The 24,409-nt window shown below is 41.7% G+C and carries 17 protein-coding genes; 3 read left to right on the top strand and 14 right to left on the bottom strand.

Annotation, left to right across the window (positions count from 1 at the left end; all coding sequences use genetic code 11):
• Nucleotides 1-158: 158 nt before the first annotated feature.
• Genes ACTQ1L_RS07330 through ACTQ1L_RS07315 form a run of 4 tightly spaced genes read right to left on the bottom strand, consistent with a single transcriptional unit; the run spans nt 159 to nt 4,478 of the window.
• Entirely contained in the window at nt 159-2,735 is a 2,577-nt protein-coding gene (locus tag ACTQ1L_RS07330) for a hypothetical protein (RefSeq protein ID WP_441366303.1), read from the bottom strand.
• Nucleotides 2,702-3,043: a hypothetical protein gene (locus ACTQ1L_RS07325; protein ID WP_441366301.1), complete on the bottom strand. Its 342-nt coding sequence runs from the start codon at nt 3,041-3,043 to the stop codon at nt 2,702-2,704. Before ACTQ1L_RS07325 ends, ACTQ1L_RS07330 begins: the two co-directional genes overlap by 34 nt.
• 20 nt (nt 3,044-3,063) lie before the next feature.
• Nucleotides 3,064-3,912, bottom strand: coding sequence for an EamA family transporter (locus ACTQ1L_RS07320; protein ID WP_441366299.1), 849 nt, complete (start codon nt 3,910-3,912; stop codon nt 3,064-3,066).
• A 23-nt stretch (nt 3,913-3,935) separates the two neighbouring features.
• On the bottom strand, nt 3,936-4,478 hold the full coding sequence (locus ACTQ1L_RS07315) for an SH3 domain-containing protein (RefSeq protein ID WP_441366298.1): 543 nt from the start codon (nt 4,476-4,478) through the stop codon (nt 3,936-3,938).
• Nucleotides 4,479-4,634: 156 nt separating this feature from the next.
• Here ACTQ1L_RS07315 and ACTQ1L_RS07310 point away from each other — a divergent pair, with 156 nt between their 5' ends.
• Nucleotides 4,635-5,279 (top strand): hypothetical protein, encoded by a 645-nt coding sequence (locus ACTQ1L_RS07310; RefSeq protein WP_441366296.1) that lies wholly within the window; start codon nt 4,635-4,637, stop codon nt 5,277-5,279.
• A gap of 28 nt (nt 5,280-5,307) precedes the next feature.
• Here the strand turns inward: ACTQ1L_RS07310 and ACTQ1L_RS07305 are convergent, their stop codons facing one another.
• The 3 genes from ACTQ1L_RS07305 to ACTQ1L_RS07295 all read right to left on the bottom strand — a co-directional run bounded on the left by ACTQ1L_RS07305 (nt 5,308) and on the right by ACTQ1L_RS07295 (nt 9,823).
• Nucleotides 5,308-7,113, bottom strand: coding sequence for a serine hydrolase domain-containing protein (locus ACTQ1L_RS07305; protein WP_441366294.1), 1,806 nt, complete (start codon nt 7,111-7,113; stop codon nt 5,308-5,310).
• A gap of 292 nt (nt 7,114-7,405) precedes the next feature.
• The gene (locus ACTQ1L_RS07300; protein WP_012741574.1) at nt 7,406-8,101 is read right to left on the bottom strand and encodes an L-ribulose-5-phosphate 4-epimerase; all 696 of its coding nucleotides are present in this window, start codon (nt 8,099-8,101) and stop codon (nt 7,406-7,408) included.
• Between the two features lie 123 nt (nt 8,102-8,224).
• Nucleotides 8,225-9,823 carry a xylulokinase gene (locus tag ACTQ1L_RS07295; protein WP_015515684.1) on the bottom strand — a complete coding sequence of 533 codons (1,599 nt, stop codon included), beginning with the start codon at nt 9,821-9,823 and terminating at the stop codon, nt 8,225-8,227.
• A gap of 278 nt (nt 9,824-10,101) precedes the next feature.
• On the opposite strand from ACTQ1L_RS07295, the gene ACTQ1L_RS07290 reads away from it, so the two are divergent.
• Entirely contained in the window at nt 10,102-11,886 is a 1,785-nt protein-coding gene (locus tag ACTQ1L_RS07290) for a Na/Pi cotransporter family protein (protein ID WP_441366292.1), read from the top strand.
• A gap of 55 nt (nt 11,887-11,941) precedes the next feature.
• Here the strand turns inward: ACTQ1L_RS07290 and ACTQ1L_RS07285 are convergent, their stop codons facing one another.
• The 3 genes from ACTQ1L_RS07285 to ACTQ1L_RS07275 form a co-directional block, all read right to left on the bottom strand.
• On the bottom strand, nt 11,942-13,501 hold the full coding sequence (locus tag ACTQ1L_RS07285) for an ABC1 kinase family protein (protein ID WP_441366290.1): 1,560 nt from the start codon (nt 13,499-13,501) through the stop codon (nt 11,942-11,944).
• 1 nt (nt 13,502) lies between these two features.
• Nucleotides 13,503-13,955, bottom strand: coding sequence for a phasin family protein (locus tag ACTQ1L_RS07280; RefSeq protein WP_015569060.1), 453 nt, complete (start codon nt 13,953-13,955; stop codon nt 13,503-13,505).
• 91 nt (nt 13,956-14,046) lie between these two features.
• Nucleotides 14,047-14,418 (bottom strand): diacylglycerol kinase family protein, encoded by a 372-nt coding sequence (locus tag ACTQ1L_RS07275; protein WP_441366287.1) that lies wholly within the window; start codon nt 14,416-14,418, stop codon nt 14,047-14,049.
• Nucleotides 14,419-14,665: 247 nt separating this feature from the next.
• Here ACTQ1L_RS07275 and ACTQ1L_RS07270 point away from each other — a divergent pair, with 247 nt between their 5' ends.
• Nucleotides 14,666-16,054 (top strand): MATE family efflux transporter, encoded by a 1,389-nt coding sequence (locus ACTQ1L_RS07270; RefSeq protein WP_441366286.1) that lies wholly within the window; start codon nt 14,666-14,668, stop codon nt 16,052-16,054.
• A 3-nt stretch (nt 16,055-16,057) separates the two neighbouring features.
• On the opposite strand, the gene ACTQ1L_RS07265 is transcribed toward ACTQ1L_RS07270, so the two are convergent.
• From ACTQ1L_RS07265 to ACTQ1L_RS07250, 4 genes are all read right to left on the bottom strand, one after another.
• On the bottom strand, nt 16,058-17,389 hold the full coding sequence (locus ACTQ1L_RS07265; protein WP_441366284.1) for a TIGR02679 domain-containing protein: 1,332 nt from the start codon (nt 17,387-17,389) through the stop codon (nt 16,058-16,060).
• The gene (locus tag ACTQ1L_RS07260; protein WP_441366282.1) at nt 17,382-21,479 is read right to left on the bottom strand and encodes a TIGR02680 family protein; all 4,098 of its coding nucleotides are present in this window, start codon (nt 21,477-21,479) and stop codon (nt 17,382-17,384) included. Before ACTQ1L_RS07260 ends, ACTQ1L_RS07265 begins: the two co-directional genes overlap by 8 nt.
• Nucleotides 21,469-22,614, bottom strand: coding sequence for a TIGR02678 family protein (locus tag ACTQ1L_RS07255; protein ID WP_441366280.1), 1,146 nt, complete (start codon nt 22,612-22,614; stop codon nt 21,469-21,471). The genes ACTQ1L_RS07260 and ACTQ1L_RS07255 overlap by 11 nt, the downstream gene beginning before the upstream one ends.
• A 161-nt stretch (nt 22,615-22,775) precedes the next feature.
• The gene (locus tag ACTQ1L_RS07250; protein WP_441366279.1) at nt 22,776-24,257 is read right to left on the bottom strand and encodes a TIGR02677 family protein; all 1,482 of its coding nucleotides are present in this window, start codon (nt 24,255-24,257) and stop codon (nt 22,776-22,778) included.
• Nucleotides 24,258-24,409 lie beyond the last annotated feature (152 nt).

The raw sequence follows: 24,409 nt of genomic DNA, 5'->3' as shown, positions 1-24,409 counted from the left end.
CGTTCTCCTTAAAACTCACGTTTAAACTAGTTTCACACTTATTTAATATAGCCCAATTGTATCAGCTTTTCAATGCCTTACCAGATTTCTGTTAAACATTACCTAAATGTATTACTTTTAATACAATAAAATAGGCATTTTCACAATAGTTTATTGATTTATTTGGCCATGTATGTGATAAAATGCAGCCCTCCGTTATAGAACATCTTATCTGCATCCTCAAAGCTCTTTGCCTCTGTAGCTCCGTTATCCGGATTATAATAATACAATGTACCTGTAGCTGAGTATCCTGTCACAAGTACAGCAGATGAATTTCCTGTCATCGCAAACACCGGATTGCCCCGGCTGACATAAAACAAAATATCCTCTGAGGTTACTCCCTGCAAATCCAATATCTCTTTGTCGGACAGATTATTTTTGAGCACATCAACCACACTGTTTCCGGAGTTTATAAGCTCTGACACACTCACTGTCACATCATTATATCCAAGCATGGCGCTGACCGCCTTGACCACTGAACCGGCATCCCTGTCTGTTTCATTGGCTGAAATATTTGTAAAGGCATTTACCGCATTCTTTCTGGCTCTCATCCACACATACTGCTGATTATTATCAACAACAACTCCCATATTGTCGTTAGCCTGCTTTATCGCATCGGATACATTATCAGTTGCTGCCGTCACCTCACCCTTTGCATACACATAGAAACGCTCCACATTTTCATCCTGCTCAAGCGTCACGGTTGTATCCTTTGAGCTTATGGTCGGCTGCGCTGTCAGCTGCTTTACCTTTTCCGGCTTTTGTGCATCGGTCAGTGCGATTACGCGTGTTGTAAGCTTTGTATCAGACTGGCTTTGCTCCAACGATACCTTCTGTTTTGAATCAGCCTCCCTGTTCATAATTGTATCCTGGCCGATCTCTGAATATACTCCATTATTCGGTGCAATAAGATCAATTGTTATTGTATAACCGTCAACCGATATTTTTTCAACATATCCGCTTGCCGGTGTATATGTCTTTAATTCAGACCTGTCTGACGAGCTCATAATTGTCACACTGTTCATCGGAAAAGTCGTATTACCTGCTGCATCAGCTATGACATCAGCCGCATTTGCCGTGCCATATATGAGGTCCTCGCCTATAAAGCCAAGCGGACGCAGATAACAGTCCCCATCCTTTTTCACTTCATAGGTCTTGCCACTCTTTAAATCCATAAGATTTATCGTGTTGCTCGCATACTGATTTTTTTCCTCAACCCATGCAAAATACTGATTACTGTCAGATGCCGCATAGCATCCGGTTGCCAGATTTTCAACTATCTTTTTGATGGACATATTTCCCAGATCAACCTTATAAAGACTGTCATTCATCATGAGATAAAGCTCACTGTTTTCGTTCAGATAAAGCATTTTTCCCATTTCTGCCTTAAGTACTTCATATGAAGAAGCTGATGGGATAAACGCCTCCTCCTCAACCGTATGGGCAAGTCCGTCATAATGGTATACCGCGGTCCCCACTTCACCCTCATGGTCACCTCTGTTCATATAACCATAAATTACAAAATCAATGCTGCCGGCCTCGTCAACCCTGATAATCTTTATATCATGATGATTCCAGTTCTCACGCGCATCAACACCCTCAGCGTCTCTGAAGCTGAACACTTTTATAATTTCATCGTTGGCTGTATCATATGAATACAAATCGCCCTCCTGGACAAAGCAGACTACATTGCCGGCCTCATTTGTCCTGTACTCAAGATTTTTATTTCCGATGCCAAGCATTATATTGCCCTTGTCTGACAGGAAGCTGTTCTCACTGTTAAAAATCTGATTTGCCGTTCTCTCATAATTGAGCACATACATACGGCTCTCTGTAGAGCGCAGCCTGAAATACTCTCTCACATTATAGTATTCCGTCTGGCCTTCATCATCCACATTACTCATCACATAATCTATGGTTACAACATCATAATAATCATTTATCTCTTCGAATGCTATCTCTGGCTCCGAATACTGTGTTGCATTGAGATTTCCCCATGTAATCTGGCTGACTGTTGATGTAAGATCCACATAATTCAAGATATTTCTGTCACCTGTTGTGGCATCCATGTAAGTCGAAAAATATGATTTATCATCCTTCAAAAATGTTTCATCATGAAATTTTCTGACAAACTCCAGCATTTTCGTAATCTGTGCTCCGTCTGTCTGCATGATTCTGCTGTAATAGTATATGTTTTCCTTGCCGCTTGTAATGGTAAATACTATAAGATACTCTTCATTTTCGCTAAGCACATTGGGAATTGTCACGTTTGCCTGTATGGTGTTATTTTTGTTTGAAAACTTCGCCACCTCGTCATCTGCCACAAGCCTTTTTCCGTCTATGCTTCTGATTTTATAAGATATCCCGTCAATTGCCATACCATAGGTTGAAACTGACAGGGACAGCGTTCTGCTGTCATCTACCGGCACAATAGAATCTCTCATCTGTGCCGGATTCATCTCCTTTGTATAGCCATGCAGCTCATTTATCTTGTTTTCGCCATTGTTAAACCACATGACAGGCAGAGTAGCATCTGCCAGCTTTGTTGTCATGTCCTTATTTCCCTTGTTTGTTGTTATACAAAAAATAAATAACGCAGCGATAAATACTAATACAAGCACTATCGGTTTTATCACTTTTTTACTCATATAATTATGTCCTTTTACCAGAATCTTCGGTACCTTCTGTATCTGCATCTGCGCCTGCATAGCTCACAGTTAAAAATCATTCCCACCACAGCTTTTATGAAACAGCCGCCACTCTGGTCACTTATAAAATGTCCTGCAATCGCATCAGCCTCAGCTTTTAGCCTTTGTCTGTCGGGATACTCATCATATATCCAGCTTCCCTCATACTCAAGCTCATCCAGTCTGTTTTCCACAGCCGACTGGTACTGCAATGTATCTGCCGGATACATTTCCTTCGTCATCGCAAGGTCTTTTGCATTTTCATCTTCATTTTTATAATAATCAAGAAACGGTAATGTCTTATAAAACGGCACCATAAAAACCTCATTTTTGATTATTATATGCCAAAGAACGTGGTTTGTTGCATAACAAACAGCGCCAAAATGAAAAGAGCTGCTCCGATAAGCTTCTTTCCTGATATCTTTTCTTTTAGAATGACCGCCGAGCAAATCATCATCACAAGAAGCACCATATTAAAAATATATGTGGCAATACCTCCTGCCATGCCCAGTGCCCTGTTATAAAAATCATGTGACACCGGAAACGCTATTCCTGCCAGAATAAGACAGATTCCATCGACAAATGACATCGATTTGATTTTTCTGGTGCCTCCCCGTGCAATTGTGTAAATCACCAGCACAACCGCTCCTATTAACACACACCAAAAGGCTATGACGCTTCGGTCTGTCTGAACACCGCTATACTTTATAAGTATTACTGCACCGGCCGCGCATACTGATGCAAGAAGTGAAAATGCTGCCTTTTTTTCATCCAGATTCAGAACAACCGCTCCGGCAATCATAAGCGCAATAACTATATAATCCTTTACAGACATGCTGCTATGAAAAATGAACACTCCTGCTGCAAGTGTTATCACATAGCTACACCTGACTATCGTCACAACGCCTGATGTAACACCTTCATGTAAGGCTTTAAAAAAACATATTCCAAAAAGTCCTGTTACAAGTCCCGCCAAAAGCACAAATATTATGCTTTTCTGCCCCAGTAAGCCTGAGCTTTCTGCAAATATCTGTGGTTTTGCATAAAAAAATATCACCACACAGAGCACAATTCCGGCTATACTGCCTGACAATGTCTGGTCAGTCTTTTTGGTCCCCGCTTTGGCCAAAATAGGCGCACACGCTGCAAGAAGTGTTGCAACGCATGCCCATATAATTCCTGTCATATATGTATTACCTCATAATATTTCTACTGCTGTGAAGCGCCGTCTGCCGCTCCTGCTGCACTGCCATCTGCTGCGCCCTGGTCAGCCGTTCCACCATCTGTTGTGTTTGTGTCTGTTGTATTTGTGTCTGCTGCAGCGTCAGTCATATCTGACTTGACGTAGTCGGAGCATACATAACCTGTCTGTCCCTGGAACACAACCTGTGTCCATCCGTTATCCTCTGACACAAATTCAAGCTTTACATCCGGACCGATGACAGTTATGATTTTGGCATTTTTGTCCGCCTGCTCTCTCATATTTATGCTGCTTGTAGTGGTGACATAGTTCTTTTCGGTATTTTCGGTTGTCTGCTGTGGCAGATATGCCGATTCAAACTCCGTGTCATTTTCACTTTCATTTCCACTTTCACTAACTACATTCTGCTTTACATTGCCCGGCTCATTCTTTTTGCCGTTTTTGGACGTAACATTGATTACTATGACAGCAATTATAGCAATTAGAAAAAGGCACATTGCTGCAAAAATCAGTCTGGCAATTATAACATCTTTTCTGTGGCTTGCTTTCATATTATTCTCCTTTTGTATTATCTGTGTTTTGGCTCATTATAGCATAATAATCTAAAAAGAAAAAGGCAGTTAATAGAATGTTTATTGGTAAATTTCTATAAATTACATTATAATATTCTTAAATTGCAGCACATCATATCAGAGGGAGATAAAATCATGGAACAAAAGACACCTTTTAAGGAGCTGACATTCAGTCAGAAAATACAATATATATGGGACTATTACAAAATACCGATATTTCTTGTCATTATCGGAATCATAGCAGTCACATCCTTTATTCACGGTCGGCTTGCGCAGAAAAATACTGTTTTGAGCGTATTATGCGTAAATGTAGAAAACAGTACCACAGAGGACAGCGGCGCCGATATTTTCAATGACTTTCTCACAGATAACGGCTATGATTTGTCAAAGGATGAAATTGCCTTAAACAAAAATATCTGTGTCAATGTAGACAAAAACGGCTTAGACTATCAGAACATGGCAGTCCTCACAGCATACTTTGCTTCTAACGAATACGATATATGCTTTATGGATGATAAGACCTTTGATTATTACGCCAAAAATGTCTGCTTTGAAGATATAAGCAAATATCTGGATAAAGCCGTCCTTGAAAAATATAAGGACAAGCTTACATATGCGACAATAGATGGTAAGGAATATCCTTGTGGTATCAGGCTTTCAGCGGATGACAATGAATTTGTCAAAGCCTCCGGCCTATACTCTTCATGTACTGTCGGAGTGTGCTGTGACTCCTCCCACGATGCTATTGTCAAAAAATTATGCGGCTACATATTACAGTAGCCGCATTTCTATTTCTTCTGCTTTTATCTTATGAATTTCTCCTGTTTTTAAGCTTCAAGATTCCACCTATTGCAAGAAGTACTACACTCAGGCATGAAACAATAAACAAATCAGGAACATAATCCTTTATTACCCAGTATGGTATACCTCCGACAATAGGCGCAATAACTATGCCCACCGGCAAAAACAGATGCAGGAAAATATTTGCTATCAGGTTTCCGCTACTGTCTGTTCTCCATTTGTGCGACTTGATAATCTCCATCAGCGCAACCAATATAAATGCTGCAAAAACAAGGTCATAGAACAGGTGCGCATCGACATAATCCTTTGGGTCAAGCTCGTCTGTTGCATATCCCATAAGCGTCATCACAACCTTTGAGGTTACCTTGTTCATCAGATTGTTTGTTACCATATAGTCATTGGTATTTGCGAGGAATACAACGCCCACACCGCTCTCCGGAAGCAGATACATGTCTGCGATATAGTTTTCCGTGAGACCTGTATGATTGTACACTGTCTCGACATATTTATCCGAACGTACCCAGCCCATACCATAGCCTGTCTCACCGGACTCATCCATAGGAACCGTTACCCGAAACATTGTGCCAAGGCTCTTGTCAGAGAGTATTCCATAGCCGCCACGCAGATACATCTGCAGATATTTTCCCATATCATTTGCGCTGGATGCAATATATCCCGCCGGTACAGTGGACCACGAATCGCTGAGCGGATACTTCACATCGCTTTCCACCGAAAAACCGAAATAATTGTTGTGGCCTGTAATCAGACCATCCTCCTTCGCTTTTGCATAGGATGCGCTGCTGTGAGTCATGCCAAGTGGTGAAAAAAATGTCGCTGTCAGATAATCGCTGTAGCTAACACCTGATACTTTTTCCACTATAAGCCCAAGTATGTCATAATTGACATTCGCATAGGTATATTCTCCATTTTTGCCAACAATCTTTGCATTTCCCACATGCTGGTACACGCCAAGTCCGCTGGTGTGATTTAGCAGCTGTCTTATTGTAATCCTTGTCGCATCCTTTGGATTTTTGAATACCTCAGCTGCATCCAGATAAGGATTTACCGGGCTGTCAATATTCAGATGTCCTCCCTCATACAGCTTCATGATGCATGCCGCAGTAAACGACTTGCTGAGTGAACCGGTGATAAACGGTGTGTCAAGGCTCTTGCAATCCCCATATGTACCGGAGAAAAGCACGCCCTCTGCATCTACCACCTCAACAGCCATGCCCGGAATCCTGTAATTGTCACAGGCTGCCTGTAAGGTATCCTCTATCTCTGTATATTTCGGCGAATAATTGTTGTTATCAAGCCTTGGAATCATATCTATCACAAGACCCACTATAATAGCAACCACTATTCCCATCAGAGCTCTCTGTGGTATCAGCCCGATATAATGTGCATAATTGGTATATGTCTTTTTCGCCATATCCTCGGTGCCCTTTATCCACACCTTCGGTGTATGTGCATACCAGCCACAGTATACTACCAGTTCAAGAAACAATAGGACTGCCATCCATATCAAAAGCGCAAACACAAAGCCCGTTGAAAAGCTTGTTGCCCCTGCTATTGATGTCAGTATGACAAGCGCTATCATCCAGAATATAAGTGCCGGGATCTTCTTTACAAACTTCTCCCAGTCTGTCATGATACGGATATTCCGATTCCTGTAGCCACGCATATGCATGACCTTTTTCTGCAGTTTCTCGGGCATATTACTTATCTTATATGCCGGATCCCGCTTTATCCGTATTACTCTGTATATGCCAAATATTAAGCAGCAGACTATTATTTCAACTGCCAGTACCATTCTATCAACCACCTTATGTCTTATTTACAGTCATTTGAGTCTGTACTTTACATAAAAATTTAGCACATTTTTTGTGCTATGTAAACACAAAATACATTAAAAATATGGCTAATACTACGGGCCGTAAGCCCCGCAAAGCGGTGGCGCACACGGACTTCCATAAGAGCTACGCTTTGCTGTTAAGTGGCTGTAGAATTATGCTTCACACGCAAAAATGCCCCGCCATGAACGGCGGGGCAAGGCGTTATGCGCCACGTAAACCGGCACTTAGGCCACGTATAACAGCTACAAATCAGTTCTGGCCATAGTATGCGTTAGCACCATGCTTACGGTAGAAATGCTTCTCCTTTATGTTGTCCGGGGCTGGCTTCACGTCAGGATTTACTGACTCTGTGAGTCTGGCCATCTTTGCCACTTCCTCAAGGACAACGGCGTTGTGCACAGCCTCAGCCGCATCCTTTCCCCAGGCAAACGGTCCGTGATTCTGACAGAGCACAGCCGGTGTGTATACAGGATTGATTTTTCTGTTCTCAAAGGTCTCTATGATGACAAGACCTGTATTTTTCTCATAGGCTTCGTTGATTTCCTCTGTGGTGAGATTTCTCGCACATGGAATTGAGCCCAGGAAATAGTCTGCGTGAGTGGTGCCGTAGAGCGGGATATCCCTGCCGGCCTGTGCCCATGCAACTGCCTCAGGTGAATGCGTATGTACAATTCCTCCGATATCCGGATACTTTTTGTAGAGTTCTAAGTGTGTTGCAGTGTCTGACGAAGGCTTGTATTTTCCCTCTATCTTATTTCCTTCAAGATCCATGACTACCATATCATCAGGGGTGAGCACATCATAATCCACTCCACTTGGCTTGATGACAAAATAGCCTGTTTCCCTGTCAATTCCACTGACATTGCCCCATGTATATGTGATAAGCCCTCTTCTTGGGAGCTCCATGTTTGCTTCGTAAACCTGTTTCTTTAATTCTTCAAGCATATTCTGTTCCTCTCTTATTATTTTTACTGCATTTCTATTCATTATATTGAAGTTTCGTAACTATTCAGAACCATCCCACGCACATTCGCAAGAGCGCACGATACTCGTGCTTTGTCACTACTATTACAGTGGAAGAGCCTTTACCATGGCACGCTCTGCCTCAATTGCCGCCTTATATGTATTTATGTACTCATCAAAGCCCTTTACATCGTCAGGGTCCGGCTGCATTACTATGCCCTTTTCGCCATTAAATACCCTGTCTGAAAGATATTTTTCCAAAGGCTCTCCATCTGCTTTATTCACCATATATGCTGCGAGCACTGCCATTCCCCACGGACCGCCCTCTCCGGCTGTCTCCATGACCGCAACCGGTGCATCCATGGCTGCTGCAAGTATGCTCTGGCCCACACCCTTTGTCTTGAACAGACCACCATGACCGTAAAGTGTGTCTACCTTTACTTTTTCCTCTTTAAAGAGAATATCACAGCCGATTTTTAGTGTTGCAAGACTCGCATAGAGGTGTGTGCGCATAAAGTTTGCAAGATTCATCCTTGCATCCGGCTTTCTGGCAAACATAGGTCTGCCCTCGTTGAGTCCGATAACAGGCTCTCCCGAGAAAAGGTTAAAGGCTACAAGGCCGCCACAGTCCTTATCGGCTGTAAGTGCATTGTTGTAGAGCTTTCCATATATGTCATTCATATCTATATCCATGCCAAACAGCTCTGAAAATTCCTTGAATAATCCCACCCATGCATTTAAATCTGACGTACAGTTGTTGCAGTGCACCATAGCTACCGCATCTCCCGATGGTGTGGTGACCATATCAAGCTCCTCATGAACTGCCTTAAGCGCCTTTTCAAGCACCACCATAGCAAATACAGATGTGCCCGCTGATACATTTCCGGTACGCACTGCAACAGAATTGGTTGCGACCATTCCCGTACCTGCGTCTCCCTCAGGCGGTGCAAGCAATATACCGCTCTCCAGATTGCCGCTTACATCAAGCCTTTTAGCTCCTTCCTCTGTCAGCGTACCTGCCTTTTCTCCAGCCGTAAGCACCTTTGGCAGAATGTCTCTTATATCCCATGGATATTCTTTTACCTTATCTAATGCTGCAAATTTATCAAGCATTGCCGCATCATAATCCCTGGTCTTCGAATCGATAGGAAACATGCCTGATGCCTCACCGACACCCATGACCTTTTCACCTGTGAGCTGCCAGTGAATATAGCCTGCCAATGTTGTGAAATATGATATCTTTGATACATGCTCTTCTTTATTTAATATAGCCTGATACAGATGCGCTATGCTCCACCTCTGCGGAATATTAAAGCCAAGCACCTCAGTAAGCTCTGCTGCAGCCTCACCTGTGATGGTATTTCTCCATGTCCGAAATGGCACAAGCAGATTATCCTCCTTGTCAAAAGGCAGATAGCCGTGCATCATGCCGGAAATACCGATTGCCGCAAGCTTTTTGATGGTAACTCCATACTTTTCCTTTGCATCCTGCGCCATTTTACTGTAGCAGTCTGAAATGCCCTCCCAAATCATATCCAGGCTGTATGTCCAGATGCCGTCCACAAGCATGTTTTCCCAATCATGGGCACCTGTGGCTATAGGAGCATGGTCCTCCCCGATAAGCACCGCCTTTATTCTGGTAGAACCGAACTCTATTCCGAGCACAGCCCTGCCGCTTTCAATAACACTTTTTACGTCTGACATAATATACCTCCACCTTGTAATGTAAATTTCTGAATAATTACCTGAAATTATTATACTGTAATTGTACAACGTTTTTCTTCAAAAGTAAACAAAAGAAAACATAAATATACATAAATTTTAAAATGTTTTCAAAAGTGAATATCACTTTTTTTATTAAAATTTCAGATTATATTGATAGAATGTAAAAATTATGTTATGTTATATGTGTTTTGTGTAAACTAAATATGTATAACTGGAGCAAATAGTAAAACAAATTATTTTTACAAACGGAGGTAAACATGAACATTTACTCTATATTGCAGTTATGCGGCGGACTTGCCTTTTTCCTTTTCGGAATGCATGTTATGTCAGGCAGTCTTGAGAAGCTCGCAGGAGGCAATCTCCAAAAGATACTTAAGGAGGTAACCTCAAACCCTGTCAAGAGCTTATTTTTTGGAGCAATAGTCACTATTGCAATCCAATCCTCATCCGCACTTACTGTTATGCTTGTCGGACTCGTAAACTCCGGCATCATGGAGCTTGCCCAGACTGTTGGTGTCATCATGGGTTCCAACATCGGAACCACTCTCACCGCATGGATTCTTAGTCTTTCAGGTATCGAAAGTGACAATCTGTTCATCTCGATGTTAAAGCCTGAGAACTTCTCCCCTGTCATCGCGCTTATCGGTGTGATTATGATTATGGGAAGCAAGAAGGAAAAGCGCAAGGACGTTGGAATCATCATGGCAGGTTTTGCCGTACTCATGTATGGTATGCAGCTCATGAGCGGCGCTGTATCACCACTCGCAGATATGCCTGAATTTACCGGACTGCTCACCACCTTTAACAATCCATTCCTCGGAGTGCTTGTAGGTGCTGTATTTACCGGAGTCATCCAGTCATCTGCCGCATCAGTTGGTGTGCTGCAGGCTTTAGCCATGACTGGCGCTATCTCATATAGCATGGCTATCCCGATCATCATGGGTCAGAACATCGGTACATGCGTGACTGCACTGCTTTCGTCAATCGGCGTAAACAAAAACGCCAAGAGAGTATCCATCATCCACATCAGCTTCAATCTGTTCGGTACAGCAATAGGACTTGTAGTATACTGTATCGCACGTTATGCTGTTGATCTGGCATTATTTAATGACAGCATCACTCCTGTAATGATTGCGGTGTTCCACTCAATCTTCAACGTCGCTACCACTATTATCCTTCTTCCGTTTAGCAATTTCCTTGTAAAGATTGCTAAGAAGCTTGTCACAACTGACAACGCAGACGGACAGGTTGTACTCGACGAGAGACTTTTACTCTCACCTGGACTTGCTGTCAAAGAATGTCTTGAGAAGACAAACGAGATGGCTGAGCTTGCAAGAGACAGCTTCAAGAATGCTTTAGACCTCTTTGACAATTACTCAGATTCAAAGTTTGATGATATTGAAGTCATGGAAGAGCAACTTGATTACTTAGAGGATCAGCTTGACACGTTCCTCATTCACTTATCCGGAAAGGATGTTTCTGAGGACGGCAACAACGAGATTTCAAAGATGCTTCATGCAATCAATGACTTCGAGAGAATCGGAGATCATGCGATAAATATGGCAAAGCTTGCCAAGCAGATTGATGACAACAAGCTTGATTTTTCAAAGAACGCAAGAAAAGAGCTCACGGTGCTCAATAATGCTCTGCGCGAGATTCTCACTCTCACTGTAGAGGCATTTAGCAAAAACGATTTGGCAGAGGCAGTCAAGGTTGAGCCTCTTGAGCAGGTTATTGACGATCTCACCAAGGAGATTAGAAATCATCATATCGATCGTCTTCAGAAGGGCAAATGTGACAGCAGACTCGGCGTTTTCCTCACAGATTACATCACAAACTGTGAGAGAGCTTCGGATCACTGCTCAAACATTGCTGTATGCCTGATTCAGACACACAACTCATCATTCGAGACACATGATTATCTCAATGAGCTTAAGGCCGGACAGGAGCCTGCATTTGTAGGTCAGTTCACCATGTATCAGGACAAGTATCATCTTGATGAGGATTATAAAAAAGCAAAGAGTAAAAAATCATCGAAATAATATAACGTAATTAAAAAGCAGGATTTCTGATTAATTTCAGAATCCTGCTTTTTTATCATCGTCTGGATATGAAATGCTTCACAATCGTATAAAGCACTATGATGCATGCAAACACATATCCCATCACACCAAGCGCCGGTATGCCAAGTATCTTAGGTGTCATATCTGTGGTACACACTATGCTTGAGCTGATTAGAAGTGCCATAACCCATAAGCCCATGACGATATTTCTCACCAGCCTGTGTAAAAGCCTCGCAAGCTCATCAGAAGCATGCATGTCAAGATTTATGCGTGTCTGCCCTCTTTGATATTCCTCGAGTATCTGCGCCATTCTCTCCGGCAGTTCTGCCAAACGGTGAGCTGATTTGTATGCTGTCTTCCCGGCTTTTTTAAGCTCGCCCTTCAAATCAAAATTCTTAAACATCTCCTGCTTTATCCTCGCAGAAGCAATCCCAACCATGTTGACGCCCGGTGCAATATCTGCAAGCACTCCCTCTATCTGAGTGATGCCCCTCGCAAGCATTGTAAGACCATGCGGCATAACAATGCGGTTGTTCTTCATTACCTCCAAAAGCTCCTGAATAAACTCTGCGACATCGACCTGTCCCATATCCAGACTGCCGTATTTATTTATGATTATTTTGATATCCTTGTACAGCTTTGCCCTGTCAGGCTCACCCTTAAAGTCACCAATTGCAAGCACCGCATCCTCTATCATGCCGATATCGTTCATGGCGATGCCGTAAACAGCATTGCTCAGTTCCTTTTTGTCATGCTCAGAAAGCCTTCCCATCATGCCCATATCAATCCAGACAATTTTGCCATCCCTTATCTTTACATTGCCCGGATGCGGGTCCGCATGGAAGAAGCCATCCTCTGTCACCTGCCTGATATAGTTGTCAATCAGCTTGCTGCCTATCTCCTCAAGATCATATCCATCCTTTAAAAGCCCCTCCTTGTCATCGATATTAAAGCCCTTTATATACTCCATGACAAGTACATGTGATGTGGTATACTTGCGGTAAAGCTTTGGTGTGGCTACAAATGCAACATCCCTGTTATTGCTGGCAAACTCCTCAATATTGGATGCCTCAAGCAGGAAATTCATCTCCTCCTGTGCCACAGCCCACATCTCATCAAGCACCATGTCAAAATCCACAATGCCCTTTATAGAAATGGGCGGCACAAGCTTAACCGCCTTGTGAAGCAGCGCCATATCCTTTGACATCACTTCGTGAATGCCCTTCCTTTGCACCTTCACAACCACCTGCTCACCGGTTTTAAGTGTGGCCCTGTGCACCTGCGCTATAGAAGCTGCCCCAAGAGGCTTTTTATCTATTGAAGCAAAAACATCCTTCCATGAATAGCCAAATGAAGCATCTATGACAGCCTCCACCTGCTCAAACGGCATCGGCTCCACATCTGAGCATAGCTTCATAAGCTCCTCACAATATTCCTTTGGCAGAATATCCGAGTGAAGCGACATTATCTGTCCAAGCTTAATATAGGTAGGTCCCAGCTCCTGCAATATAAGTCTGAATTTTTCGGGTGTAAGTCCATGCGTGAGCTTGTACTTCTTAAGTACCGCTGTCATCTCCTTCAGGCGGCTATCCATACTAGTTCACGCTTTCCTCTTTATCGTCCTCAGCTTCTATTTTTATATCCGCTGTCTGTGATTCTCCACCGGAAGCACTTTTTCCATCGGCTGAAGTATCTGTTACAATGTCCTCATCCTCAAAAACGCTTTCATCAGCTTCTTGATCCACGTCAGCCTCATCCATCTGTGCAAGCTTGCTCTTTAAAGCCTGTATCTGTTCAGGTGTCATCTTGTCCAAAAGCTCCTCGAGCTCCTCTGGTGACTGTGGCTTAACAGATACATTTACATTTTTCTTTACTGTGTCCTTGATATTGTGCTTAAGCTCCTGATTGAGCACCTTGCCCTGCTCGACAGTCAGCTCACCTCTCTTGACCATCTCATCAAGCACTTCCTTTGATTTCTCAGCAGTCACTGCCACTGTTCCTATTCCTGCAAGTAAAATCTTCTTTAATCCGTCTGTAAGTCTTTCCATGGTAAAATCCTCCCTGTTATTTAAAATTGATTGTTCTGAATAAGCTCCTTATAAAGAACATCAAAAATATTCGCTGCTCATACATGATTAATCATAATAAAGAAACAATCCTTGGCACAAAAATGATAAGTCCAACTATCGCAGCCATTATTGCTGCCACAAGCACAGCTCCTGCTGCCGTGTCCTTAGCTGCCTTGGCAAGCGGCTTTCGCTCTGTCGTTACCAAATCTACAACTGACTCAATCGCAGTGTTGACCAGCTCCAGGGCTATCACCAGTCCAAACAGCGTCAGACAGATGCACCACTCAGTCGGTGTTATCCCAAGTACCGTTCCTGCTATCACTACAAGTATCGCGACAGTGCAGTGTATCTTGATATTGCGCTCATTTCTGATGCATGTAAATATGCCCTCGAAGGCATAGCCGAAGCTTTTGTACAGAGGTGGTTTCTTTGCTTTTTTCATGTTGATACCTCTCGTGATTTAATTTTGGAATTAGTTTTGATGCCTTTTACTATGGTACTATTGTATAACTTTTTGGTTCAAAATAAAAGAGGATTGTGCAATATTGTTCAAAAAATAGAAGTTACTGACATTTTAAATAATTTTATTACTAACACTTTGCCAGCACTTTAAATATTCCTTATTGACATTACGAATTTATCGTACTAACCTAAACACGTAAAATATACAGTTATAAAGGTAATCAGATATGACAAATTTACATTCAGATAAAATAAAAACAGCAAACCTGCATACTACAACCAATCATATTTATACAAATACTCAGCTTCGAAAGCTTTTGGTTCCGATTATAATAGAGCAGCTATTGGCCTCTCTTATGGGAACTGTAGATACAATGATGGTCAGCAACGTAGGTTCTGCAGCTATCTCAGCGGTCTCGCTTGTAGACTCAATCAATATCCTTGTCATACAGGCACTTTCAGCGCTTGCCGCCGGTGGTGCGATTCTCTGTTCACAGTATCTGGGAAGTCACAATACAAAATGTGCCCGCCATGCTGCACGACAGGTATTTTTTGTCATGGCATTTCTATCTGTACTTTTATCTGCTTTTTGTCTGATAACAGGAAAGTTGCTGCTTCGTGCCATATTTGGCGCTGTTGAAGCTGATGTAATGAGGAACTCACAGGTTTATTTCTTTTTTACATTGCTGTCATTTCCTTTTATAGGTCTCTATGATGCCGGCGCGTCCATTATGCGCGCACAGAATAACAGTCGCAATCCTATGGTCATATCTGTTATTTCAAACTTTATGAATATCGGAGGCAACGCTATTCTGATTTTCGGCTTCGGCATGGGTGTTGAGGGAGCTGCTATTTCCACTCTCATATCCCGAATATTCTGCGCGATTGTCGTTATCATACAGCTTCGAAGGGAAAATGAACCGATTTTCATAAAGAACTATATGTCTATACGCCCTGAATGGGGCCTGATTAAAAAAATCCTGCTCATCGGTATCCCATCAGGAATCGAAAACAGCATGTTCCAGTTTGGAAAGCTGGCTATCCAGTCTACTGTATCCACTCTTGGAACCGTGGCCATCGCAGCCCAGGCCATGACCAATATCCTCGAAAACTTAAATGGTATTGCCGCTATCGGAATAGGAATAGGTCTTATGACTGTTGTAGGACAGTGTCTGGGTGCCGGCAGAAAGGATGAAGCTGTCTACTATATCAAAAAACTGTCACTGGTGTCTGAGGTTGTAATCATTGCCAGCTGTCTGATTATTTTCATACTCACAAAGCCCATTACAATGCTTGCCGGAATGGAACCTGCCAGTGCACAGCTCTGCTTTGAGATGATTACCTTTATCACAATTGTCAAGCCAATCTGCTGGGTACCATCCTTCATCCCGCCATATGGACTGCGTGCCGCAGGCGATGTGAAATTCTCCATGATTGTATCCTGCTGCACAATGTGGCTTTGCCGTGTAAGCCTGTGCATATACCTCTGCCGTGTATGGGGCTTTGGTCCGATTGCAGTGTGGATTGGCATGGCTTGCGACTGGATGCTTCGTTCTATTATATTTACTGCCAGATTCCACTCAAGAAAATGGCTGAATCATCATGTGATTGATTGATAATTACGTAGGAGAAAGCGCATTATGAAAATCCTCATATGTTATATTTTCCTGATATCCGGCCCTCATACATCGTCTCATTTCACAGGCAACTTCCAAAAGTCTTTCATCAGAGATATTATCAAGCATCTTAACTCTCCTGTCTGATAACATCTCTTTTGAAATACACTCATCGTAATCCAATTTTTCCATATGCCAGTAATTAAATTCTCCGGTATAAAAACCTGATAATTTTTGTGCAATCAAAAGACCTTCCGGATCCAGGTCTCCCGAATAATATACTCTTGTACCGGATTTTGCTAAAAGCTCAAGCATCATGAGACAAGCCAGACGCGGCTGTCCATTCATACACATACAGGATTTTTTTCCACAAAGCATTGCGAACACGGAAGGATTTTCCACAATATAAATCTCGTTATCAATACATTCAACAGTGTCTAGCTCTGAAATAACATTTAATGTAAGCTGAACTATATCTTTTTCCTCAAAAAATCCTTCTATTCCTTTATGTATACTGCCGTCCGGCTTATATGCATGTATATTGTAAAGCATAGCGTAATTTGATATGTCATCTATCATAATGCCTGCCAAAAAATAACTCTTTTGTCTTTTGTATGCATGGAAAAGCTCTGAAGTCTCTACCTGCATACCGCGGTTAATCAAATCAATAAGAATTACCTGATACAGCATACCTCCCTCTTTTGTGCCAGAATCAAATGCATGAGGATTGCCTGTAAGCTTTGCCGCAAATACCGCCAGATACATTTTGTCATTACTCCTGTAAGGCAGGCTATTATATACATCAGCGCAAAACCATATATCTTTTTTCCATTCTTCCACTGCCTCAAGCATACTGTCTACAGCTTCATTTTGTGAAAAACGGCTGTCTCTTTTAACAATTACTTCAAGCTGCTCCAACATATTATGTGCAGCTGTCTGCCTATAGTGGTTAAAGAACTCCTGCCTGATTTCCGACAGCCTTTGCTGTCGTATCGCTTTTACTTCAGATTTCCCAAGTAATCTTTCTCCGAAATATGCATTCAGTATTTCTTCGGGAGATACCTCCTTAAACCTGCTGTTTTTCAGTGCTTTTTCAAATTTTTCTGCAGATATGGTAATACTCCTTTTCCCATGAAAATTCTGACCGAAAAACCCCTCAAGCTCTTCAATATCATTATCTTCCGGATTTCTGACAATTACCTTTCCTGAAAATCGTCCATATGAAGAATATTTCTCCTTAAATCCTTTAAATATGCGCTTCCATATACTGCTATTCCTAAAATATTCTATACATTCATTAATCTGTTTTTTCTCATTCATTAAATGATTATCCATTCAATTCAGCCGCTCTCTGTGAAACCTGTTCTTCATCCTCCAGGAGCTCCTTTCTCCTTCCATTCCAAAGATAAGGCATAACCGTCACAAACTTTGCATTTTCAGGTCTGATAAGCTGATATATTGCAAGTGCATCAAGTGTATCACAATCTCCCCATAGCACCTGTGAATTTATAATAAAGTCAAACTCAAACTGAGTCATAAGCCTGAACATGTCTCTGATATTTTTATTATCAACACCTGCAAAGGCCTCATCAAGCGATATCAGTCTCGGTGCATCCTCTCTGCCACCCTGATACTTTGCTACAACAGCGGAAAACAAAGGCACATACATAGACATAGCCTTTTCGCCACCACTAAATGTGCCGAATACGCTGTTTGTGAGTTCCTTCTGACGCTCTCCACTTTTCTGCGAAAACAATTGGAACTCAAACCATTTTCTGTAATCAAGAGTCTCCTTCATAATCTGGTAAAACGATATCATTCCTGCACTGTCTCTCGCATTTCTTCTGGCTTCCTCAACCTTTGACCTGAAATGTGCCGAAAGCTTTGCCGCTTCCTCCTCACTCATAAGGCGGTAATCCTTCTTTAAAAGCTCAACAAGCTCTCTTGTATCAAGCTGGTCTTCCTTTTCTGCGGTCTTACTTCTCCATCTGAGACTGAGCTTAAGTCCGCTCGATGTATCCATACCGTTCATCAGGCTGTTCATCTTCTGAACCCACGTATTTGAAGCATTGATTTTGCCCCTGATCTTTCTGCTTACGGTATTTGCCAGAATATCCTCAAACAGCTCCCTGTCTCCGTCTTTTATCAGATTTTCAAGCTCTGCAATATCATCACCCAGGTGTATCAGAAGACTGGAAAACGAAACCTTAACACCCTGATATCTGGCAGATATATCAAGACGCTTAGCGGAAAAACCGGCCACACCGGCATTTGCATCATCATCCTCAAACAAATGATTCTGTGTAAGCTGATAGTCTGTCAAAAAGCTTCTGTTTTCATAAAAAACCTGATTCAGACTGCTGACCACACTCTCCTTATCCATTCCCTTAACATCTGTTTTCAGATAATCCCGAATGCCCTTAACCGTATTCGTTATCTCCTGTGGCAGAGTAACATAACGCAGATTGTATTCATCCGTATAACATTTTTGAAGGAATACCATCTTTTTTTCTAAATCACTTATCGTTTCATTAATAGCCCGGCTATCATTTTTTATGGCCTCTGCTTCATCCTTCGCCTGCATATTTTGACCAACAGTTTTTTCTAATAAAGCCGGATATGCCGCAAGCCAGTTAACACATGCATCCAGTCTTTCCTTTATCTCCTCATAATCCGTAAGCGCAAGCTGTTCAAGTATAGATTTTCTCTCAGCCTTCTTTTGATCCAGCAGCTTTTCATTCTCCCTGATATCGTATCTGACCTGATCCATATCATAATCAAGGTCTTCAAGATGCCTCCTTCTCTCCTTCATATATGAAATGCTCCTGATAAGCAGCTCATGGACTGCTGCCAGACGTACTAACGCCTTATCATACTCTTCTGCAGCTTCCTTTGCATCAGCAAAATTATCATAAGAGCACGTTAAATAAAGCTTCTCTGATATCTCAAGTGCAGCTTTTCTTTTATCCTTTATTTCTTCCATCAGAATAGTCAACTGCTCATCGAGTTTTTCATTTTCAGCTCTAATCTGTGAGTGCTGCCTCTCCTGTTCCAGAAGAAGGTTGAGTGCTTCTCTCATATCCTTGTCATCCGGCAGATTTTCATATTCTTCTTTCATACTTCTCTTTCTCTGTGACAAGACATTGCATTCTTCATCCAGCGCATCTATCTGTGCTTCAATAGCTGCAATTTTATTTTTACATTCTGCAATTTTAAGCTGTCTGTTTCTCTCTCTGGCCTTAGTTCCCAAAAATCCTGCCGTATATTCCCCTGTGATGGTTCCGTTGAGCACACCCATATGATATGTTCCATCTGCCATCACTGAAATATCATTTGCTTCATCATATGAAATATTGCTTAGAATGCTTGTAAGCCTCTGATTGGAAAATATATCATTGACCTCATCATTCAATTCAAGAACATCTAAAAGACTCTTTCCTTCTACAGTTTTTGATGCAAAAAGATAGTGATCCTCACACCCGGCAGCGTGCTTTAAAACCTGCTCCTTATACTGCTCATCGACAACAATTGCATCGAGTATTCCCATCTTAAGAAGCGCTTCCTCAAGATGATTGCACGCTTCGTCCGAAAGGCCTGTGTCAAACTCTATGACCTTGTAAAATTCCTGATAAGGAATACCTGCTTCTTTTAGTCTGTCTCTGTTTTTTATGACAGCTTCGGTTCTTTCAGGCTGTGGTTCCTTCTGATTCTCCCACTCCTTTAGCTGTGTTTTTATCTCGTCAAGCTCAGAATCAGCTTCATCCATAGCAGCCCTTTTTGAGTTAAGTGCAAGCTGAAGCTGTGAATCTTTATCCGTCCATTTTTCACTGATTTTCCGTCGTATTATTGCAAAATCCGACTTTTCATTATAATCATCTGCAAATATACTAAGCTCTCCGAGAAACCCTCTTTCTAACTTAAGCTCTGTATTCTCCTCATTCCATTTATACAGGGCTTCTTTCCACTCATTCTCTACCTGGACAAGCACACTCTCAAGCTCTGATATCTTTCTTTGTACCATATCAAGCTCTCGAATCTGTTTTTCCCTCTTTTGGACGAGCTCTTCCTTATGTATATCAAGCTGTCTGATATCTTCCAGAAGCTTCATTCCTTCAATTATATTCTTTTTTGTGATACCAAACTGTTGTCTGTGAAGCTCAAACTTATACTCGTTTTCAATATTCTCACAGAGCTCCTCCTGCATGAAAGAAAACTCCTGAAATGACATTCTTTCCGCCTCATCCTGCATTTCCTCAAGCAATGCATTAAGTTCCTTCTCCTTCTCATACCGCCTGTCTTCCTCATCCTTTATCTGACACTCTACATCACGGTACTTTTCTTCCTTTGAAGAAAGAAATACATTCTTTTCACGGATAGTTTTCTCATGTTCACATATTTCTTTCCCAAGCTTAGCCTCTCTTTCCTTAAGTGCAAAAGCGTCACTTTTTCCAAGAGATTCCCTTTCCTTTTCCAAGGTATCCTTTTTGGCATTGATACTGATTATTTTTGCTTCAAGGTCTTTGATATTTTCCAGACACGCTTCATACCTGTTCTGCAGTTCTTTTCCTGCCTTGTCTGCATCCTCAAGCTTCTGCTGCACCTGCACCAGTCTGTCTGCCTTGTCAAAAAGCAAAAGCTTATTGTATTTATTGAATACTGTATTGATTTTCTCTGCAGCCTGTTTTGCCTCTTTGCGGCTTTTCAGATTCATGTTCATCGTATCCATGTTCTCTATTGCCTCAGACATAGGACGAAGATCCTCATCTGAAAGTGGCTGCAACGAATCACTTAAAATATCATTTATTACAGATGGCTTAAAATCCTTAGACAGCTTTGGAGTACGAAGCTGAATCAGTAAATCCACCAGCTCTTTATACTCGTCAGGAGTATCAAAACCAAATATCTGACGATTTACATAATCCATATAGTCAACCTGTCTGTCAATTACTCTGCCGCCTGTGCCTATTCTGTTTTCAAGCTCTTTTTTGGATAAGGTAACCTTTTCCCCCATATCCTTATAGAGATAAAAATCCTTTCCAACACGTCGTCCATCAGTCAGCCCAAAATACCATTTATCCAGCGGCTTCCCTCTTCTGGCACGGATTCCCATGCCAACAGTCATATATGTCTCGCTGTCTTTTCTCTTAAATTCCAGATAAAGATAGCCTGTTCTCTCATCTCTGCCGTCATCCTCTTCAAGCAGATAGCTGCTCATCTTCCTATCTCTTGAGCCAAATGGATCAAGCCTCTCCGGACTCATATTTCCATCCAGCAGTAACGGAACAACACTCTGCATTGTAACAGATTTACCCGAACCATTTGAGCCACGAAGCAGGATTCGTCCTTTTACAAAAGGAAACTCCTGCTCATCATAATACCAAAAGTTTATAAGCCCGATTTTGTTTGCCTGCCACCTACTGTTCATTGTCTCTTCCTCCTATGAAATCCGATGGATAACTTCCCTGTATTTTTCCGGTTAACGGACAAATCTTTATCTGATGTGTTTCATTTTCCATCTTTATAAACATCCATCGCTCCATTTCACCTATAACATTTTCTACAAACTCTCCCTCCGGCATATCTCGATACATTTTTGAAAATCCTGCGCCGAAATCTTTTTTCACATTCTTTATAAGTGCTTCAAAGGCAATTCTATCCACAACACACATCTCATCCTGCGATATTTTCCACTCTTTCTGCTCTATCTTTTTACGAATTTCCCCAAAGCATATGAGCAGAATATCAGAAATGGAATTGTTTCCCGGAAAAACGGTTCCCATTCTGCAATCCTCTCCTGACAGTAAATAAGCACTGCCTCTGTGAATGTGTACATGACATTCAAACATCTGCTCTAAGTCCTCTATGAGCCTGCCTCTGTAATTTTTCAGGTATTCAAAATCTTCATCTGAACCATCCTCCCTGTACATAGCCGGTGCAAAAAGCAGCCTCTTGTATACTCGGTGACGCCTTGCAAAGCCCCGGTCCTCATCGACATCAAACCATTCACTCTCCCTGAAATCATCCGGTGATGTATACCCCATAATGTCCTTTGGAAAATTTCTCATAAAGTACTTTGAAGCACCTGTGTTCTCATACAGCACTTCACCCCCTGCGTCATCCATAAACAGCTCATCCGTTCCATCTGTCACACTGATAAGCCCCTGCTCCACTGCAAATCTAAGAACTCTTATGAGCCTGCGCCTGTTTGTGTACACAGTCCAGTCCGTTATCTCTCCCGGCATAATTGAAGCTGCATATTCTGTGAACTGTGATAAAATAAACTGTTCCTGTGCATCCCTATCCTCCAAAAACATCAGCAGGATACACAGAAAAACATACTCTTCCTTTGACGAAAACTGTATTATTCCCATAAACGGCTCCGGCACAACCGGTATTTTTTCCATCTTTACGAGCGTTGAATTGTCTATAATCTGGCATCCCAGCTTATCCGTCGAATATTTTCTCAGTTCTCCAACCGCATCCCTTACTTTGTAATACAGCTCCTTATCCTCTGATTTGAGAACCCACCTTCTATTCAATAATATCTCTATCTCATTCATTGACTATCCTCTGTATATTCTTATATCGTAACTATTCAGACCCCCACGCACATTCTCAAAACCGCACGATACTTGTGCTTTGTCTACACTCCGTTCCGATTCGCGCTGCTATGCAGCTAATTTTACTCATATGTGTATAGGCTCTATGTACATAGTCTGACTCAGACATTTTCATCAAATACAAGCCTCATCCTTGGCATGGTAAAATTGCCATCCTCGCAGTGAACAACACATGTTTCCGAGTCACTTTTATAAAGCTTGTACGTTCTTCCATCATCGGTTCTGGCTGAAAAGTCTGCGGATTCCAATGCATCGGAAATCCATTTCAACAATATCTCCCTTATTCCCGGCTCTAAAACAGGCAGCTCTGCAAAATCAATCATGCCATCCTTCTCCAGCTCATTTATTTTGCGCATTTCCTCTTTCTGACGCTCAATAATTTTTCTTCTGGTTTCAAGCTTCTTCTCCCTGGCTTCCACGATAGAACTTCTTTTGGTTTTCTCCCGGTAGGTTCTGACTCTGGGCTTCAAATCTATACAAAACGGCTTTTCTTCATAAACGCCTTTATTTATGCTATCCGTTTCTCTTATACTATCCGCTGAAACATGAAAAGGTTTTTCCATTCCGAAGACCATGGCCGACATTTTATGAGCCTGCGATAAATCCTCACATCTCATAAAAAGCTCTGCTACCTTCTTATATTCTTCTTTTCTATTTGCACCAAGCGCATTTTTCTCACTTAATGCAGCAGCATAGCGAGTAATTCGCCGTATAATGTCATTCGTTACATCAAAAAGCTTTCCTGCCTCATTTTCCTGCCCTTCACTTCCGACAAACCAGTCATACATACTCTGGTATCTTCCAACAACATTCTGCTCTATCATCTGCCTTGTCAGAACCGTATCCATACGCGGAATTGACAGCTCATACTCCACTACCTTGTCAAATATCTGATTAAGCCTATTCTCCTCCTGCTGCCTCAGACATTCCTCAATAACCCCAACATTTCTCTGTAAACCCTTAATAAAGCTTCTAAGATACTCTATCAGCCGGTCTTTAAATACAAGAAACTCTTTTGTATGCATCATTTCCTCAGACTTTACACTGTTTAAATCTCTGATATAATCCTGATAATTCTGGTTCAGTCTCACAAAATCATTGTTCAGATCATCCCACCATGTATGAACCTCATCCTTATCATGCACAGCTATATCAGGGATTTTTTCAACATTTCTTCTAATACGCTCAAGCAGTGTAGGCTCTAATGATGCGCCCTCGACAAGAAGATTTTCCAGTCGAAGTACAAGCCTTTCTATCTCTACACTATACTCTGACATCTGATATCTGTATTTCTTGTTTTTAAACTCTTCTATTGATGAAACCTTTTTTGTATCCTGAATGGTATTGAGATTCTTCCACTCAGTCAGCATAGCAAGATCCTGCTGACACTGTTCTATCTTGTAATCTGCCCAGAATGGATCCGCAATCATCTGCTCATATACATCCTCCTGATACAGCCAATACCTGAGCTTTTCATAATTTTCAAAAAAAATGCGCATAATACAGCGATATCTGCTGACATTATCCGCATTCAAATATTTTGCCTCTGTTAATGGTTTTATTAGTTTATCCGAAACCTGCACCTGTATTCCTCTTCATCATTCTAATATAAATTGTAATAATAAACCTATTATATAGTTTTAAAAGCAATTATGCAACTTATTTGATGATAATCTCTTTACCTCTTGCCTCTTATTTTTTCTATCTATTGTAATAGTGATTGATTTCATTTACA

It is taken from the genome of Agathobacter sp. LCP21S3_B2 (assembly GCF_052118705.1).
Classification (GTDB): Bacteria; Bacillota; Clostridia; order Lachnospirales; family Lachnospiraceae; genus Roseburia.
The sequence above is the reverse complement of the archived record's forward strand: the minus strand, read 5'-3'. Positions and strand labels throughout refer to the sequence as shown.